Raw genomic sequence first — 17,494 nt, 5'->3', positions numbered from 1 at the left:
GACTGTCTCATTTTTAAGGGAATATCACGATAAACCCTGCGATATATGAATAAAATCAGCAACAAGTTAGCCTCGTCTAGCGCCTCTTCCCCCACGTTTTGATTCCGTATTGCGCTTTAAAGATGATAGGCGGTCTTCACTGTCCTTTAAGAAGCGTGCCATTTTTGATTCGAAATTTTCTCTTGGAGCACGATTATCATTTGTTCTGCCTTGACGTGGACGTTGAGAAGGACCTCTAGACTCTCTTCTTTCAGGTCTTTCTGGTCTTTCCGGTCTTTCAGGACGGTCTTTAGCCTTTTTAATAGATAAACCGATTTTTCCGTCTTTTTCTACATTAATGACCTTAACCTCAACCATGTCACCAACCTTCAAATGATCGTTGATATCCTTAACATAGTTGTCTGCTACTTCACTAATGTGAACAAGACCAGTTGAACCTTCCGGCAGCTCAACAAACGCTCCGAAATTTGTAATTCCTGTGACCTTTCCCTGTAACTTGCTGCCTACTTCGATTGACATAAAAAGAAATTGCCTCCTTAAAGATATAAAGTGAAACTAAAAAATTTCATACTTACTCTATATTATAACGAATTAGAAAAAAGGGTGTCAATACAGCTCTATTCAGCGTCCTTTTCTTTTACCTTTTTCTTCTCCTTATTTTGCTCCTCTTCTGTCTCCGGCAAAACAAAGATTGTTTCACTTTTGTCTGATAAATAATAATCCTTGCGGGCAAGTTTGGCAATGTACTCATCGTCATTCAGTTTAACGATTTCTTCTTCGAGTACGACTTGCTGTTTCTCCAATCCCGCCAGCTCATCTTCAAGTTTTTTCTTTTCAGCCAGCTTTTCATCCAGAGCGGCGGATTGCGAGACGAGTGTAGTAATCATAAATATGGATACAGTCGCTGCGACAATGAAAAAAGCGGCTAATCTTCTAAACAATAGCTTTCTTTTTCGATTGGCACTAATCGTTGCATCCTCTCTCTGCTTCACATAGCTCGTTTGCATTTTGGCTACATTCTTTCTCTCGTTGTCACTCATTCGTCGCTCCCCCCTCTCTGTTAGTTCTTTTTCTTCCAGTTGTTTATTTTCTTAACACAATAATTCTTTATTTTTATAAAATATCCTGCTAACGCTCTATAGAACTTATCGACCATTTTTTTAATATGTTTCGGCAAAAGTCTCCATATAAGCATAAAGATCCATTTTAGCGGAAGTGTGATTATTTTCAATATAAGTATAATGACCTTATACAAAAATAAGAATAGTGCTAAAGTCGCTTTTCCTAGCATAAGTATAACCGCTATTACTGCCGTTACAAGCCCTTGGACTGGCTTTATGACAAAAAATCTCAAAAACTTTACAATAAAACGGTAAAAAGAAATAAACATGGAAATTAACAACTCTAAGAGCTTTAAATAAATTCTTTTGAATAAGCTTTGATAAGCTGCAAATCCGCACAGTAAGGCGAGAAAAACATATAGACGCAATTCGCCTTGATTCACGAGGAATAGAATGTAGAAGATGGCTAGTCCTTGCAGGAGCCAGAAGAAAATATCATTTATAAAAACAGCCCATCTCTTTCTTTCCGGTCGTTTGAGGAAACGCTGGTACGTATCAAGCGACGCACCAAACATTCCGCCCATGCCGATCATCGCAAGCATTGTCATAAATTGTGTCGTCAGTGTCATCTGAATAGCTTGCTAAAGAATCCTTTAGCCTTATCTCCGTGCTGATCATCGATGTAGACAAGATCAAAAACCTTCCCTTTAATGGATACGATTCCTTTGTCGACATCAAGGTTTTTCATTTGCAGATTTTGCCCTCGAATCGCCAAAAATCCCATGACCGTTTCGAGTAAGAACTCTTCATTATCAAAGCTTTCTACTTGTTTTACCCCTGATATTTCCAATGTTCTTCTGCCTCGCATGATCACGTCATGCTCCTGGGCATTTGGCTTATTTGCATTTGATTCATAATATTGGCTCATATCATATCCCTCACAATCGCAATGTACTGCTGTTTGTACATGTTTATGAAGGTAAGGGATGAATTAGAACAAGCCATTCCTTTATACGGAAAGATCAGCTTTTAAGGTTATCGGGCAAGACACTTACGCCTACCTTTAATCAGCCCCCACATAGGCTTGGCAATCTATTTTTAAGATGTTCAGATATCACTTTTTACTGGTGAATTCCTATCAATCTTTTCCAGCTTCAGTTCCAGCGTTTTCTTCTTTTAAAATGCTGTAAAGCTCTTGTGCTTCTTCCTTGCGTGTTGTTTCCTGCAGCCCATCAATTCTGACTGTTACAAGCTTTTGACCAAAGCGAATGGATAATACATCGCCTACTTTTACATTAGAGCTTGCTTTGGCTTGTATTCCATTTATTGAAATTCTCCCCTGATCGGAAACCTCTTTTGCTAATGTTCTCCTTTTTATCAGACGGGAAACTTTTAGAAATTTATCTAATCTCATATGCAAACGCTCCATCACTTAGTTTTTTAGTTTATATCCCAGATTTTTTGGCTTCTTCCCAATATTGATCCAGTTCTTCAAGCTGGAAGTCTGCAAACTCTCTCCCTGTTTCCTTTACCCTATCTTCTATATAATTAAAACGCCGGATAAATTTTTCGTTGGTCTCATGGATTGCTTCTTCTGGATTAAGGCCTAAAAATCTTGCAACATTGACAAAAGCAAATAAAATATCGCCATATTCTAATTTCATCTTTTCACTGCTTAACTCTTTTTCTGCCTCAAACTCACGAATTTCTTCCTTAACCTTTTCCCAGGCAGCATCCGCTTCATCCCAATCAAATCCAACAGATGCAGCCTTTTTCTGCAGCTCCTCTGCTCTCATTAGTCCCGGGAAAGAGCGAGGAACAGAATCAAGGAGAGATGTTTTTTCTTCCTTGCCTGCCTTCTCTTCCTTTTTGATTTCCTGCCAATTCTTAACGACCTCTTCTGCATCCTCCGCTTGTCCTTCACCAAATACGTGCGGATGTCTTCGGATCATCTTTTCTGATATACCCTCAATGACATCTGTGATAGAGAAAAAGCCTTCATCTTCACCAATTTGGGCATGAAGCATAATCTGCAGCAGCAGATCGCCAAGCTCTTCAATCATATTATCAATATCATCATTGTTGATTGCATCGATCAGTTCATATGCTTCTTCAATGACATATTTTCTTAGTGATTCATGGGTTTGTTTCCGATCCCAAGGACAGCCATCCGGTCCGCGCAAAATGGCAATGATCTCTTTTAACTTAGCAAAGTCTTTATAAAGAATGGTTTCATCCTGGACAGGCGGTACATAAAGAGAAGTTAGATTATTCAGCTCTACCTCACGATCAAGTTCAACCAATTCTACTTTTTTGATGTTTTCCTGACTGCTTCCGGCAGCTGTCACAATAAAAACCGGATAATCATGCGGCAGCCTTTCCATTAACTCCAGCTTTACATCTGAGGCAACAAATTGATCATATACCTGGCCAATGATGATATGCTGGCGCAGCTGTGCTTCCTCAACCGAAAAATCAGTTCCGTCAAGAAGCTGAAATCCTTCTACCGGATCAATTCGCAGAGCTTGAAAAAGGGCATCCAAAAAGCTCTGGCCTCCGCCAACTTCTAGTTGTATTCCACTTTGTTCTGCCCGTTCGATCAGAAGCTGTACCGTTCTTTCAGCAACGAGCGGATGACCAGGCACGGCATATGTAACATCTTCACTCTGTGCAGCATTCAGGAGCACATTCGTAATTTCTTCATAAACAGCCTCAAAGGTATCATACTTCTCATACACTTCATCAAAGGATTGGAAATGAGCCCCTTCCTTTATTAGCTCCTCCACAACTGGATGCTCCTTTGTCCGCAAATAAAGATTTTCAGTGTTTTGTATCGTTTTGTAGACGCCTAAAGGAAGCTGATTTAAATCGCCTGCACCTAATCCAATTATCTTAATTTTGTTCATTTTTTCGTCATCCTCGTTTTATTTTTGGGAAGCAGCAGTAAAAGCTTACTGCCTAAAGGAAGCATATACAGTTCCTCCTCAGTAAAGACCTGGCTTCTCAGCACCACTATCAAATAAATAAATCCGCCTAAAAAAACAGCACTTATAGCCTGGAAACTTGATGCTATTCTTTCATAACCAATCCCATAAAAGAAATCGGTAAGCAGCAAATACCCTTTTAAAACAATATACATATAAACCGCTCCCTTTAAAATGGGAGTGATAAATTCCAACTGAACAATTTTAATATGTAATTGAAATTTTAACTTAATCAGCAAGGCTATGACAACAAGAAGCAAAGCAATGCATGACGCAATAGCAGCGCCTCTTAAGCCTGCATGAGGGATGAACAGTATATTTAAACAATATTTTATAATAAAGCCGCCTAAAATAACAAAAGCAGGGTATAAGGTAAATCCTAAACCTTGTAATACGGCTGACGCAGTCATAATAATCGAGCTTAAGAAAATCAGTATACTTAAAATCTGCAGCACATTAGAGCCAGCCGCATTTTCGAATAACATCGTATTCGTTGGTTTGATAATAGCTATTAGCCCCACCATCGCCCCTGCTCCAGCAAAGATGGCAACGCGAAAGGCCAGCTGAATCTTCTCTTTTAAAAGCTGCCGGTCACTCTCAAGCTTCGCCTTGGTAATCAAGGGAACAAGCGAAAGTGATAATGAGGTAGCAACTACAGTACCTAACTGAATAATAGGCTGTCCTCTATCATAAATCCCCTTTAACTGCTTTGCCTCCTCAATGCCAAAACCAGATGAAATAAGCAAAGAATAAAGATTAAACGAATCCGCCAGCTGAATGAAGACAAGCAGCAGGCTGCTTACGCAAATAGCAAATCCTTGAACGGTGAGTTCCTTTGCTATTGTGACAGAGGAAGTTAACTCCAGCCGCTCTCCCCATAAAGTCTTTTTCAAATTTGCATTTCTTTTAACAAAAAAAAGGCTCAACAAAACAATCGCCATCAATCCGCCTGCCAAAGAACCTAAAAACGCAGAACTTCCTATGCTATAAAGTGATTCATTCTGTCTCACTAATAGAATAGCAAGCAGTAAAATAGTTAAAACCCGAATAAGCTGTTCTCCTATTTGAGAAATCGCTGTAGGGACCATATCATTTCTTCCTTGAAAATAGCCTCTTAGTATAGAAATTGGAGCCAGTAAAAGAAATACAAATGAAACTGTTCGGATGGGATCTGCCAAATACGGATCCTTCATTCTTTCAGCCAGGAAATTGGCACTGCCATACAATAAAGAAAATCCGCCAATGCTAACGAATAATAAAATAATCGACGACACAGCTAATACATGACGAGCTCCATGCCATTTATTTAAACTAATTTGTTCAGCATACAATTTAGAAATAACAACGGGAAACCCATAGGTAGCTAATGCAAGAACAATCCCGTAAAAAGGATAGACTTGCTGATAAATATAAAAACCAACATCTCCTACAATATTTTGAAAAGGCACCCGATACACAGCACTCAATATTTTCGTAATCACTGCCGCTGCTGTCAAAACAAGCGCGCCTCTAATAAACTCACCTGAACGATCCACGCGCTCCATCGCCCAACCCCTCTCAAAAACAACTTTAAATATTATAGCATACTACGAAATGTGGAGGCGGCTTGCTCAGCCCCGACAAGCATAAGGCGAGACGGCTGGAAGGTTGTTCTTTAACCTTCTAGACGGATCGACTTATGACCTCGAGGGGCTAGCCGCCGGAACTGGACAACTAGAAATGTGGAAGGCGCTTGCCCAGGGGCGACAAGCATAAGACAGGTTGACATAAAGGTTGTTCTTTAACCTTTAGGGCAACATGGCTTATGACCTCGAGCCCCTAGCGCCTGGAACTGGACAACTAGAAATGTGGAGGCGGCTTGCTCAGCCCCGACAAGCATAAGGCGAGACGGCTGGAAGGTTGTTCTTTAACCTTCTAGACGGATCGACTTATGACCTCGAGGGGCTAGCCGCCGGAACTGGACAACTAGAAATGCGGAAGGCGGCTTGCCCAGGGGCGACAAGCATAAGGCAAGACAGCCAGAAGGTTGTTCTTTAACCTTTTGGATGGATTGACTTATGACCTCGAGCCCCTAGCCGCCGGCTCTTTCATACACAAAAAAACAGGCAGCCCACGCCGCCTGTTTCTTATGATTCCATTTGTCTTGCAAGGAAGCCAGCAGCTGTTTCAACTGCTTTCTTCTCTACTTCGCCCAGTGTATCCTCTTTTGCAAATATAACCACGGCACCAATTGGATCACCATTTGCTACGATCGGTCCAATCGTATAAGAAGCAACTGATTCTGTGTTTCCATCAACAATTGAAATGTCACCGGATTGTGTGACAAGGACGGAACTTCTGTCCTCAAGCGTCTTTTCAATCAGATCACTAATGTTTTTGTTTAAATAATCTTTCTTGGAGCCGCCAGCTACTGCGATATAAGTATCACGGTCACAGATTAAAATGGCATTTCCGAGGCTGTCATATAGTGCCTCTGCATATTCCTTCGCAAAATCGCTTAATTCGCTGATTGGCGAATATTTCTTTAAAATGACCTCGCCATCTCGGTCTACAAAGATCTCAAGTGGGTCCCCTTCTCGTATGCGCAAAGTTCTGCGGATTTCTTTCGGAATGACAACACGACCCAAATCATCGATACGACGAACTATACCAGTTGCTTTCATCCAACGTTGCCTCACTTTCATCTGATGATTTTTTTGAACAACTGAAGCACTCTACCGTTCCTCAAGCAAAAAATGGATGTATAAGGGATCATTCGCTGCCTTACTACTTGTAGGATGGTTTGATATGTAGAGTAAGCACCATTTCATAACCGGGCCACGTCCATATATCCAGCACTTCTGCCATTCTAATACGGCAATGCTTCAAAATCACAATTGGGAGAAAATGAATCCATCACCATGTTTGAACTTAGTATCTTTCATATGGAAAGTTCTATACACATGCATATAGGTTTTCTTTAAGCTGTTTTAAATTCCATAAACGGATAAACATTCCAATAGATGATTTATTGTGAAATTACCCCGACTCTGCGCATTTAAACATTTCATATATTTCAATTTATTTACAAAATTCTTATTTGATTCGCCCACTGAGTTCCATTGAGATAAAAAAGCAGAAGGATTATGCTTTTGCCTGCTTTGCTTCTTTTTTCGCATTCTGAAGACCTTGAATAAATTCGTACAATGTTTCAAGCCACTTGTTTACTTCAATGCCTTTAATATGGAATACAGCTTTCAGCTTTTGCCCTTCCATGCCTAATCCAATCATTCTGCCATATTTGCTCGACAGCTGAAATACCTTTTGCCCATCGATTTGAGCACTTGCCTGCTCCGAAAATAGCAGTAAGATTTCCTGTTTAGACTGTTTAATGAGTTCTACCCCAGCAAGCTCTCCGTATACTTTCATTTCTGCAATCGTAAATAAATACGAAACTTCCTGCGGATAATCTCCAAAACGGTCAACAATCTCTTCTTGAAGCTCTTCTACGTCCTCCAGAGCAGAAATTCCTCTGAAGCGTTTGTACATTTCGATTTTTTGATGGCCATCTGAAATATAGGCATCCGGAATATAAGCATCAAGCTCAAGATCAATTTCCATTCTTGCCTTTTTCTCTTCTGTGCCCATCATAACGTCTTTTCGTTCCTCAATTGCTTCTTTCAGCATTTGCGAGTATAAGTCAAATCCAACAGAGTCAATAAACCCATGCTGTTCTGCTCCCAAGAGATTTCCTGCACCTCGAATCGTCAAGTCTCTCATAGCAATTTTGAAGCCGGACCCCAGCTCTGTAAATTCTTTAATGGCTTGTAATCTCTTTTCCGCCACTTCAGTCAGAACTTTATCCTTCCTATACGTAAAGTAAGCATAAGCTACCCGATTCGAGCGTCCTACGCGGCCTCTTAACTGATAAAGCTGTGAAAGTCCCATGCGATCAGCATCATGAACAATCAGTGTATTTACATTCGGAATATCTACACCGGTTTCAATAATAGTCGTGCTGACAAGTACGTCATACTCGCCCTCTAGAAAGCCGATCATTACCGACTCTAATTCATTTTCTGTCATTTTTCCGTGTGCATATGTGACTCTTGCATCAGGGACAAGCATCGAGATTTCCTCCGCTTTCCGCTCAATATCCTCCACACGGTTATATAGGAAGTACACTTGGCCATCGCGAGCCAGCTCTCGTTCAATCGCTTCTCTCACTAAAGCCCCGTTATATTCCATTACATACGTTTGAACCGGGAAACGGTTTTCCGGCGGTGTTTCTATGACAGATAGGTCCCGGACCCCAAGCATGGACATATGTAAAGTCCTTGGAATTGGTGTAGCCGTCAGTGTTAAAACATCAACATTTGTTTTCAGCTGCTTGATTTTCTCCTTATGTGTAACACCAAAACGCTGTTCCTCATCAATGACTAGCAAACCTAAGTCCCGATATTCAATATCTTTTGAAAGGATCCGATGGGTACCGACAACTACATCAATCGTTCCTGCTTTTAACCCTTTTAACGTTTCTGTTTGCTGTTTCTTTGTCCGGAAACGGCTCAGCAGACCAATTTCAATCGGATAATCTTGAAAACGCTCACGCATTGTTTCATAATGCTGCTGTGCCAGAATGGTTGTTGGCACCAGGAATGCTACCTGTTTTCCATCCGCAATGGCTTTAAAAATGGCACGAATGGCAACTTCTGTTTTCCCATAGCCAACATCTCCGCATAATAGGCGATCCATCGGACGTTCCCGTTCCATATCCTTTTTAATTTCATGGATGGAACGAACCTGATCCTCTGTCTCCTGATATTGGAAGGCTGCTTCAAAATCTCGCTGCATCTCTCCATCCGGGCTGAAAGCATAGCCTTTCGATGACTCCCGCTCTGCGTACAATTTAATTAAATCATCCGCAATGTCTTCCACTGAAGATTGAACCTTTTTCTTTACCCGCTTCCAGTCATTTCCGCCAAGTTTATAGATTTTCGGTTCTTTTGCTTCAGAAGCAACGTATTTTTGAACAAGGTCAATTTGTTCAACCGGCACATAAAGCTTATCGCTTCCCTGATAGCGAATGTGAAGGTAATCTTTGTGTACCCCGTTAATCTCTAACGTTTCAATGCCAATATATTTCCCGATACCGTGATTCACATGAACTACATAATCGCCGATTTTCAGCTCGGAATAACTTTTAATACGCTCTGCATTGGAAAGTTTTTGTTTTCGTGATTTTTTCTTAACTTTTTTATTAAATAATTCTTCCTCTGTTATAACAGCCAGCCTTTGGGAGCTTAGCTCAAAACCAGTTTGCAGGCCGCCTGGAAGAATTTGAGCTCTTCCCTGAAGAACTGCCTGATCGGCACTTATTTTAGCAGCATCAATTTCATAATCTTCGAGAACCTTTTGAAGTTTATCTACTCTCTCTTCGTCAGATGCTAAAAATACAACAGAATAATTATTCTTCTCCCAGCGTTCCAGCTCTCCTTTTAGCACATGCATTTGCCCATGAAAATTCTGCATTTGCTTACAAGTCATATTCACAATGTTTTGCGGGCTTGTATTAGGAACATGGCGAAGAAATAAAGACATATAGGTAATGGAATGATCCGTTCTGGCTGTGAGCTCCTTTAGAGAGTAAGCAACCTTCACATCATGAATCATTTTCCCTTCACCGAGCATGCTTGTATACCATTCTGCTTCTTCTTTCTCAAGTGAATCATTCATTTCCTGTACTCTGCTGATTTCATCTATAAAAATAAGACCTGATTCTGGCAGATAATCTATTAAACTACTTCCTGATTCATAAGCAAGAGAAGTGTATTTAAAGAGCTGCTCAGGCTTATGGCCTGTTCTCAGCTGTTCAAGCTCATAGCCGATATTTTGTGATAATAATGTTTTGTCTTTATCATTTTTAAGCTTTTTCAGGCTTTTCCCCAGTCCCAGTTCAATCCGCTCAACCAACTTGTCATAATGTTCTTTTTCAAGCGGGATTTCGGTTGCTGGACCAATTAATGTTTGCTGGAGCTTTTCCTTGGATCTCTGGTCTTCTAGTGAAAATGTTCGAATGGAATCAATTTCTGTGTCAAAAAGTTCAATTCGGATGGGATCATTTTCAGTTAATGGGTAAATATCAATGATTCCGCCTCTCACACTAAATTCACCTGGAGCTGAAACCATATCAACGCGAACATAACCCATCTGGACGAAACGGTTTAATTGCTCTTCAAGCAAGTCATCTCCAACAGACAATGTCATCTGGTATTTTTTCCATAGGTCTGATGGCGGCAGCACCTTTCTCACACCTGCCATTGGAGCTATGACGATCCCTGCCTTCTGCTGGATCAAATAATTCAGTGCCTCTATTCTTTGTGCCTTAAGTTCTGGGCTTGCGATGCTTATTTCAGCAGCAATCAATTCGTTCGCCGGATAAAGAAGTACTTCCTCTTCTCCTATTAAACTGATGATATCATCATATAATTTTTGCGCCTGCAATAAATTGTGAGTCACAATCAGAATAGGCCTTTTCGACTGCTCATAAACAGAAGAAATGAATAGTGCCCGTGCAGAACCAGATAAGCCAGCGATCAGTTGCTCCTTTAACCCTTCTTGAACACCAGACAAGATAGATACTACATCATCCTGCTGGCCAAATATTCGCTTAAGCCCTAACATACAGAAAAGTCCCCCTATATAAAGTACGTCGCTTCTAAAAACATCGCCGTGTCGAAGCGATACGAAATTAATCTCATTTTATCCATAACGAAAGGGTTCACCAAACCCATAAACTATTAAAAAAATACTATAAATGCAAATAGAAAAATGCTTTGGACAAAACGGCCCAAAGCGTTAGTGAATAAGAAAATCCTGCTGATGGTAATCAGGGTTGCGTTCTAGAGATTCTTGGCAGTCCTCACAAATCGCCTTAACTTGCACATTCCCCGAGGAATCATACATCAGCATATCTTGACGCTCTTCATCATTTAATTTGTGAAATCCGAGCTGCTCTGTTTGAACAGACATCGAATCAATAGAGCCAAGCTTTGCGCCGCAATGACGGCAATGATAATGAATAGCCATTAAAGCCCCTCCTATCCGTACATATCCCTATTATGGACGTTCAGAAAGGAAGTTATTCAATCAATTAAAGGGGCACAAGATGTGCAAAAAGTTAAATGTGTTAAACTAGCTTATTCATTTTATATGCTTATGATGTATTTAAGATTGATTAAACTGATTCATCACTTGTAAGAAAGGCTCCTTAATGGCAGCTTCACATGCGTTTACACATTTCTCGATTACGCTCTGTAATTCCTGCTGTTCCTCAGAAGAAAATTTTCCCAGCACATAATCAGGAACCTTCATGCCCGCTGGGGGACGATCAATTCCTACTCGAATTCGATTAAATTGCATGGTGCCAAGATGGGCAATTGTCGATTTAATTCCATTATGCCCGCCGGCGCTTCCTTTCTGGCGGAGACGAATTTTTCCGACAGGCAAATCAAGATCATCATAAATGACGGTTAATTCATCATCTTCAATTCCATAGTAATCCATAAGTGGGCGGATGGATTCGCCAGATAAATTCATATATGTAAGAGGCTTTAATAAAAATACTTTTTCTCCGTTAACAATTCCAAATCCATAAACACCTTTAAACTTTGCCTGATCTAATGTAATACCAAGCTTAACAGCCAAGTGATCAATCACTTCAAAACCGATATTATGCCTTGTATGTTCATATGGTTTGCCTGGATTTCCAAGGCCAACAAATAATTTCATCTTCACTTCACCTGCTTCTTAATCTAGTGATGGCAGCTGTCAGCACCAGACGGCATGTTAGAAGTTACTAAATTAGCTGCAATGCTAATTTAACTCGTCATAAAGAAAAAGCAAAAGCTGGCCTAACATCGTAATGCAGCCAGCTCTTGGCAAGTATAAAAGTTATTCTTTTTACTCGCTTTCTGTTTCTCTTCCTTCTTCTTGCTCAGGCGTACCTTCCTCCTGCTGCTCACCGCTGTTTATTTCTTCTTCCTGTTTAGGAGGGAGAATGGAAGCGATCACTTCTTCAGCATCATGGTTGAGTGAATAAGAACCGCTTGTCTTAAGATCAGCAACAGTAATAGTTTCGTTCACTTGTAAATCTGTTACATCCACATCAACTGAAGAAGGAATTTCATTTGGAGTAGCTGTTACGGAAACTTCATGCAGTGATTGCTGCATAACACCGCCATCTTTCACGCCTTGTGCATCGCCGACCAAATTGACTCTTACCTCTGCCGTAATTTCCTTGGACATATCGACTGCTAGAAAGTCTACATGCACAATATTATTACGCAATGAGTTTGTTTGATATTCCGTTAACATGACTTCATGTTTCTTGCCATCAACATTTAATGAGAATACACCATTGCGCCCAACTTCCTTAATCGTTTTGATAAAGTCAGACTCACTTAAATATATCGGTGTACTCTCCACTTTTTGCCCATATACAACTGCTGGGATATTCCCTTCATGCCTAATTTTCGTAAGCGATGAATGACGAAATTCACTTCGTTTTTTTGCTTCTAATGTTATTGCCATAATGATCCCCTTCCTCTTGTATATTGAATGGCTTTCTATATAAAAAATGCCCTAAAAAGAGGAAGTCTAAACGTTTTAGTTTATAAGATCAGTACAGCGGGAAGCAGAAAAGTAGATCTATATAGGCTGGAGCGGCAATTTTTCTATAATGCAGTTAGACCTGCTTTCGTTTAGCAGGCCTAACAAAAAATATTAATCGAACAATACACTTACAGACTGTTCTTCATGTACACGGATAATGGCTTCACCAATAAGTGATGCTACAGACAGTTCAACAACTTTACCTGTTTTCTTTTCTTCCTGCAAAGCGATTGAGTTCGTTACGACTAGTTCTTTAATCTTAGAGTTCTCAATTCTTTCAATTGCAGGTCCTGATAATACAGGATGACTGCAGCAAGCATATACTTCAGCAGCGCCATTTTCTACTAATGCATTAGCAGCTAGTGTGATCGTTCCAGCTGTATCAATAATATCGTCAATTAAGATAGCAATCTTGCCATCAATATTACCAACAATATTCATTACCTCAGCCACATTTGGCTTTGGACGGCGTTTATCGATAATCGCAATCGGAGCTTTCAGCTGGTCTGCCATTTTGCGGGCACGTGTTACTCCGCCGTGGTCAGGAGAAACGATGACAACATCGCCTTGCAGGTCTTTATTCTTAAAGTACTCTGCTAGAATTGGCACGCCCATTAAGTGGTCAATCGGAATATCAAAGAAACCTTGAATTTGCGGAGCATGCAGATCTAAAGTAATTACACGAGTCGCACCTGCTGTCTCAAGCAGATTCGCCACAAGCTTCGCCGTAATTGGTTCACGTGCTCTAGCTTTGCGGTCTTGGCGCGCATAGCCATAATATGGCATAACAATATTAATCGTCTTAGCAGAAGCGCGTTTTAATGCATCAATCATAATAAGCAGTTCCATTAAATGCTCATTAACAGGAGCGCTTGTTGATTGAATGACATATACGTCACAGCCGCGAATACTTTCTTCAATGTTTATTTGAATTTCACCATCACTAAAATGGGTAACAGAGCATTTTCCCAATTCAACGCCAATAAATTTTGCAATTTCCTCGGCCAATGCTTTGTTTGAATTTAAACTGAAAACCTTTAAATTTGGATCTAAATACTGATTCGACATGCCTGTGCCTCCGTGTTTTTTTATTTCTTGATATCTAGCTTTTGTACATAATTCTCTTTATTCACTTGACGAGCGCGTGCAATAGACAGCGCCTCTCCAGGAACATCCTCAGTAATGGTTGAACCTGCTGCAACATATGCGCCTTCTCCAATTGTCACTGGTGCAACCAGGTTGGAATTGCAGCCGATAAATACGCCATTTTCTATTTTTGTCAGGAACTTATTTTTCCCATCATAATTTACTGTGATAGCTCCACAGCCGATATTTACATCTTTACCGACCTCAGCATCACCAATATAGCTTAAATGGGATACTTTACTGCCCTTTTCAATAACAGATTTTTTGATTTCGACAAAGTTGCCGATCTTCACTTCATCATGAACATTTGATTGCGGGCGAATATGCGCAAATGGTCCAATCTGAACATCTGAGCCGATCTGGCTATCAAAAGCAGCAGATTGGCGAATAACCGTTCTATCACCAATTTCGCAATTTTCCAGATGCGAATTAGGACCTATTGTACAATCTGAACCAATTTTAGTTTCTCCGCTAATCACCGTTCCAGGATATATAACTGTATCTGAACCAATTTCAACATCTGCACCAATATAAGTATTGGATGGATCAATCATGCTTACACCAGCACGCATATGATATTCATTGATTCGATTCTTCATAAACAATTCCGCCTGAGCTAATGCTACACGGTCATTTACACCTAAAGTTTCTTCAAAATCATTTGTACCAAAGGCTGTTACTATTTCACCTTCTGTTTTTAATATTTCGATGACATCAGGTAAATAATATTCCCCTTGAACATTATCATTTTTAACTTTCTTCAGTGCTGTAAATAATGCTGCATTATCGAAACAATACGTGCCTGTATTGATTTCCTGTAACTTTAATTCTTCCTCGGAAGCATCTTTATGCTCGACAATCTTCTCTACATGACCTTGACTATTACGAACAATGCGGCCATATCCAGCAGGATTATCTGCAAAAGCAGTCAGCACTGTTGCTTTTGCGTTTGTTTTTTCGTGATGAGCAAAAAGCGCTTCCATCGTTTCCGCTTTAATTAGAGGCGTATCTCCGCAAACAACAATTGTGACACCCTCTTTGTTCTCCAGATGATCTGCTGCTTGCATAACAGCATGAGCTGTACCTAACTGCTCTTCCTGCAGGGCATATACGCTTTTAGCGCCTAATTGAGCTTTTACTTTTTCAGCTCCATGCCCAGTAATCGTAACAATATCTTGGATATCAAGCTTCGCAACTTGATCAACAACATGCTGAACCATCGGTTTTCCGCACACAGGATGCAGGACTTTATATAATTTTGATTTCATTCTTGTCCCCTGACCTGCGGCTAAAATGACCGCGTATCGATTAGACATTTAATAGCCTCCAATTTCACCTTTTTATCCATTAAGAATATATCTTAAATAGAGGCTGATTTCAAGGAATCTCGTGTAAGTAGTTATATTTTACAGGATATTTTCCTCTTATTGTACAAGCACACTCAATCTTCCATATTCATCCATGATGATTCACTTCGCTGCATGTCATACATAAAAAGGACTTTTACTATATTTGAATCTGCTATTTAATCATACTGGAAAGTCTTATTAGAATTTTGAACAATTTCATAACTTTTTCTGCCGGGGTATGTTTAACAAGATTTGGTAAGGGTATATAATGGTGGGTTTGCTTTCGAGCGGCACATTTTTTATAAATAAAAAAGAGCCCTACTTTACATAGCAGGCTCTTGTTGGACTCTCTTTCTAGGAAGCTCCAGCTTCTTCAAACTCTACTTCTAACTCACCTAAACGGTGGTATTCTGCTAAGACCGCTTCTTGGATTTTACCGCGGGTTCCGGAATTAATAGGGTGAGCAATGTCCCTGAACTCTCCATCCGGGGTGCGTTTACTCGGCATTGCAACGAATAAGCCATTATTCCCGTCAATCACCCGAATATCATGAACAACAAATTCATGATCCAGTGTAATAGAGGCAATCGCTCTCATCCGTCCATCCGTATTTACACGGCGTAATCTTACGTCAGTTACTTCCACTATGTTCACCACCTTTTCCAGTAGATAAAATCCTATTTATTAACATTCAACACCATTTTGCATTATTCCTCCTTTTATAGAAAAAATTTTTTGAATAATTAGGCCTAAATAATGAAATAGACAGGTTTCATGTCATAAAGTCCCGAAAACGCTCCTTCAGGAGGCCGTTCATGCAGACTTTGTTGCTTTTTAATATAAGAAAAACAGGTCGAATTACACTGCGAGACACGTTTTTTCTGCTGGATGTGCCGTTCAGCTCACCACATTCCCCGCCACCCCTGTAAGACTCAAACCATAAATATCCAAGCTAAGATTTTTCCCCTTTTAAATAAGAGTCCAAAATAAAAAGCATCCGTATGCTTTCGGATGCTTCTTCACTATGGCTTATATTTTATTTAACCAGTGCAATGACTTCGATCTCTACTAAGCTATCTTTTGGGAGCCGCGCTACCTCGACACAAGAACGCGCCGGTTTATGCGTGTGGAAATACTCGCCGTATACTTCGTTGATACTAGCGAAATCATCCATATTCTTAATAAAAACAGTTGCCTTCACAACGGTTTCAAGTGAAGCGCCTGCTGCCTGAAGAACAGCCTGCAGGTTTTTGAATACCTGATGAGTCTGAACTTTTACATCACCCTCAACCATCACTCCATCAGCATTTAGAGGGATTTGCCCGGAACTGTAAAAGAGATTATTGACTGTAATTCCCTGTGAATAAGGTCCAATTGCAGCTGGTGCTTCATTTGTTTGAATGATTTTCATGACTTTCCCTCCACTTGTTTATTGGTAAAATAGTTGCCATGTGTCACATTGATTTTCTTTTCTTTCACATCTACATCTGAAAGCCTAACTAAGGATAAATAATCATCCACTAGTCTTTCCTCTGCTTTTTCCGCCTCTACTAAAACTGCAATGCCGACAAGCGCTGCATTGAACTCATCCAGCATGCTAATCATTCCGTTAACTGTACCGCCTGCCTTCATGAAGTCGTCAACAATCAGAACCCTTGAACCTTCTTCAAGACTTCTTTTTGATAAGACCATTGTTTGAATTCTTTTGGCGGAGCCTGATACATAATTAATACTAACGGTAGATCCTTCTGTTACCTTGCTGTCCCTTCTCACAATCACTACTGGGACATTCAAATAGTTGGCAACAGCATAAGCTAATGCAATTCCTTTTGTAGCGACAGTCATGACGACATCTATCTCTTTATCCGCATATGCCGAGGCGAATAACCGTCCTACCTGTTTAACAATCATAGGATCCCCAAGAATATCTGTCATATAAAGATAACCGCCCGGAAGCAGCCTATTAGGACTGGCAATCAGCTCACAAAGCTGATTGATAATTGGCTTTGCATCCTCATCCGTCATTCTCACTTGATATTTTACTCCGCCTGCAGCACCTGGCACGGTTTGCAGAGTCCCAATTCCTCTATGTTCGAAGGTTTCTTTTATGATAGCTAAATCTTCGCTAATAGAGGATTTGGCAGATCCATATCTCTCTGAGAAGTAGGTTAAGGATACCAACTGATGCGGATGCTCTAATAAATAATTCGTCATATCTATTAAACGTTCACTTCTGCGAAACTTCATCATTGGCCCTCCTGTTAAATCCGAATATTTTAACAGTAATATACCATTAATATAC

The 17,494-nt window shown here is 40.2% G+C and carries 17 protein-coding genes; all 17 read right to left on the bottom strand.

The genetic code is table 11. The features are described from left to right. Nucleotides 1-66: 66 nt before the first annotated feature. The 17 genes from J1899_RS00370 to purR all read right to left on the bottom strand — a co-directional run bounded on the left by J1899_RS00370 (nt 67) and on the right by purR (nt 17,439). On the bottom strand, nt 67-519 hold the full coding sequence (locus tag J1899_RS00370) for a S1 domain-containing RNA-binding protein (protein WP_066441720.1): 453 nt from the start codon (nt 517-519) through the stop codon (nt 67-69). Between the two features lie 98 nt (nt 520-617). Continuing rightward, complete coding sequence (locus tag J1899_RS00365) at nt 618-1,040, bottom strand: FtsB family cell division protein (RefSeq protein WP_066441723.1); 423 nt, start codon at nt 1,038-1,040, stop codon at nt 618-620. Between the two features lie 20 nt (nt 1,041-1,060). Next, nucleotides 1,061-1,690 carry a spore cortex biosynthesis protein YabQ gene (gene yabQ, locus J1899_RS00360; RefSeq protein WP_066441726.1) on the bottom strand — a complete coding sequence of 210 codons (630 nt, stop codon included), beginning with the start codon at nt 1,688-1,690 and terminating at the stop codon, nt 1,061-1,063. Further along, the gene (gene yabP / locus J1899_RS00355; protein ID WP_066441729.1) at nt 1,687-1,989 is read right to left on the bottom strand and encodes a sporulation protein YabP; all 303 of its coding nucleotides are present in this window, start codon (nt 1,987-1,989) and stop codon (nt 1,687-1,689) included. Before yabP ends, yabQ begins: the two co-directional genes overlap by 4 nt. A gap of 210 nt (nt 1,990-2,199) precedes the next feature. Next, on the bottom strand, nt 2,200-2,475 hold the full coding sequence (locus J1899_RS00350; protein WP_066441731.1) for an RNA-binding S4 domain-containing protein: 276 nt from the start codon (nt 2,473-2,475) through the stop codon (nt 2,200-2,202). 31 nt (nt 2,476-2,506) lie between these two features. Further along, nucleotides 2,507-3,967: a bifunctional methyltransferase/pyrophosphohydrolase YabN gene (gene yabN, locus J1899_RS00345; protein ID WP_214476861.1), complete on the bottom strand. Its 1,461-nt coding sequence runs from the start codon at nt 3,965-3,967 to the stop codon at nt 2,507-2,509. Next, nucleotides 3,964-5,589 (bottom strand): putative polysaccharide biosynthesis protein, encoded by a 1,626-nt coding sequence (locus J1899_RS00340; protein ID WP_214476859.1) that lies wholly within the window; start codon nt 5,587-5,589, stop codon nt 3,964-3,966. Before J1899_RS00340 ends, yabN begins: the two co-directional genes overlap by 4 nt. 582 nt (nt 5,590-6,171) lie before the next feature. Next, nucleotides 6,172-6,708: a stage V sporulation protein T gene (gene spoVT, locus J1899_RS00335; protein ID WP_066441747.1), complete on the bottom strand. Its 537-nt coding sequence runs from the start codon at nt 6,706-6,708 to the stop codon at nt 6,172-6,174. 460 nt (nt 6,709-7,168) lie between these two features. Then, nucleotides 7,169-10,708 (bottom strand): transcription-repair coupling factor, encoded by a 3,540-nt coding sequence (mfd, locus tag J1899_RS00330; protein WP_214476857.1) that lies wholly within the window; start codon nt 10,706-10,708, stop codon nt 7,169-7,171. 174 nt (nt 10,709-10,882) lie between these two features. Next, on the bottom strand, nt 10,883-11,113 hold the full coding sequence (gene fin, locus J1899_RS00325; protein ID WP_066441752.1) for an anti-sigma-F factor Fin: 231 nt from the start codon (nt 11,111-11,113) through the stop codon (nt 10,883-10,885). Nucleotides 11,114-11,251: 138 nt separating this feature from the next. After that, nucleotides 11,252-11,815, bottom strand: coding sequence for an aminoacyl-tRNA hydrolase (pth, locus tag J1899_RS00320; RefSeq protein ID WP_151576133.1), 564 nt, complete (start codon nt 11,813-11,815; stop codon nt 11,252-11,254). A 171-nt stretch (nt 11,816-11,986) separates the two neighbouring features. Further along, nucleotides 11,987-12,616, bottom strand: coding sequence for a 50S ribosomal protein L25/general stress protein Ctc (locus tag J1899_RS00315; RefSeq protein ID WP_214476855.1), 630 nt, complete (start codon nt 12,614-12,616; stop codon nt 11,987-11,989). Nucleotides 12,617-12,808: 192 nt separating this feature from the next. Further along, nucleotides 12,809-13,765, bottom strand: a complete 957-nt coding sequence (locus J1899_RS00310; RefSeq protein ID WP_066441758.1) for a ribose-phosphate diphosphokinase — start codon at nt 13,763-13,765, stop codon at nt 12,809-12,811. Between the two features lie 20 nt (nt 13,766-13,785). Then, nucleotides 13,786-15,159 (bottom strand): bifunctional UDP-N-acetylglucosamine diphosphorylase/glucosamine-1-phosphate N-acetyltransferase GlmU, encoded by a 1,374-nt coding sequence (gene glmU, locus J1899_RS00305; RefSeq protein WP_066441761.1) that lies wholly within the window; start codon nt 15,157-15,159, stop codon nt 13,786-13,788. Between the two features lie 387 nt (nt 15,160-15,546). Further along, on the bottom strand, nt 15,547-15,837 hold the full coding sequence (gene spoVG, locus J1899_RS00300; protein WP_009336662.1) for a septation regulator SpoVG: 291 nt from the start codon (nt 15,835-15,837) through the stop codon (nt 15,547-15,549). Nucleotides 15,838-16,228: 391 nt separating this feature from the next. Next, a complete protein-coding gene (locus tag J1899_RS00295; protein ID WP_066441766.1) occupies nt 16,229-16,603 on the bottom strand; it encodes a RidA family protein in 375 nt (124 codons plus the stop codon). Further along, nucleotides 16,600-17,439 (bottom strand): pur operon repressor, encoded by an 840-nt coding sequence (gene purR / locus J1899_RS00290; RefSeq protein ID WP_066441772.1) that lies wholly within the window; start codon nt 17,437-17,439, stop codon nt 16,600-16,602. The genes J1899_RS00295 and purR overlap by 4 nt, the downstream gene beginning before the upstream one ends. Between the last annotated feature and the right edge of the window lie 55 nt (nt 17,440-17,494).

Source organism: Cytobacillus gottheilii (assembly GCF_018582665.1).
Lineage (GTDB): Bacteria > Bacillota > Bacilli > Bacillales > Cytobacillaceae > Cytobacillus > Cytobacillus gottheilii.
Note: the sequence above shows the minus strand (reverse complement) of the source record. Positions and strands in the feature narration are given on the sequence as shown.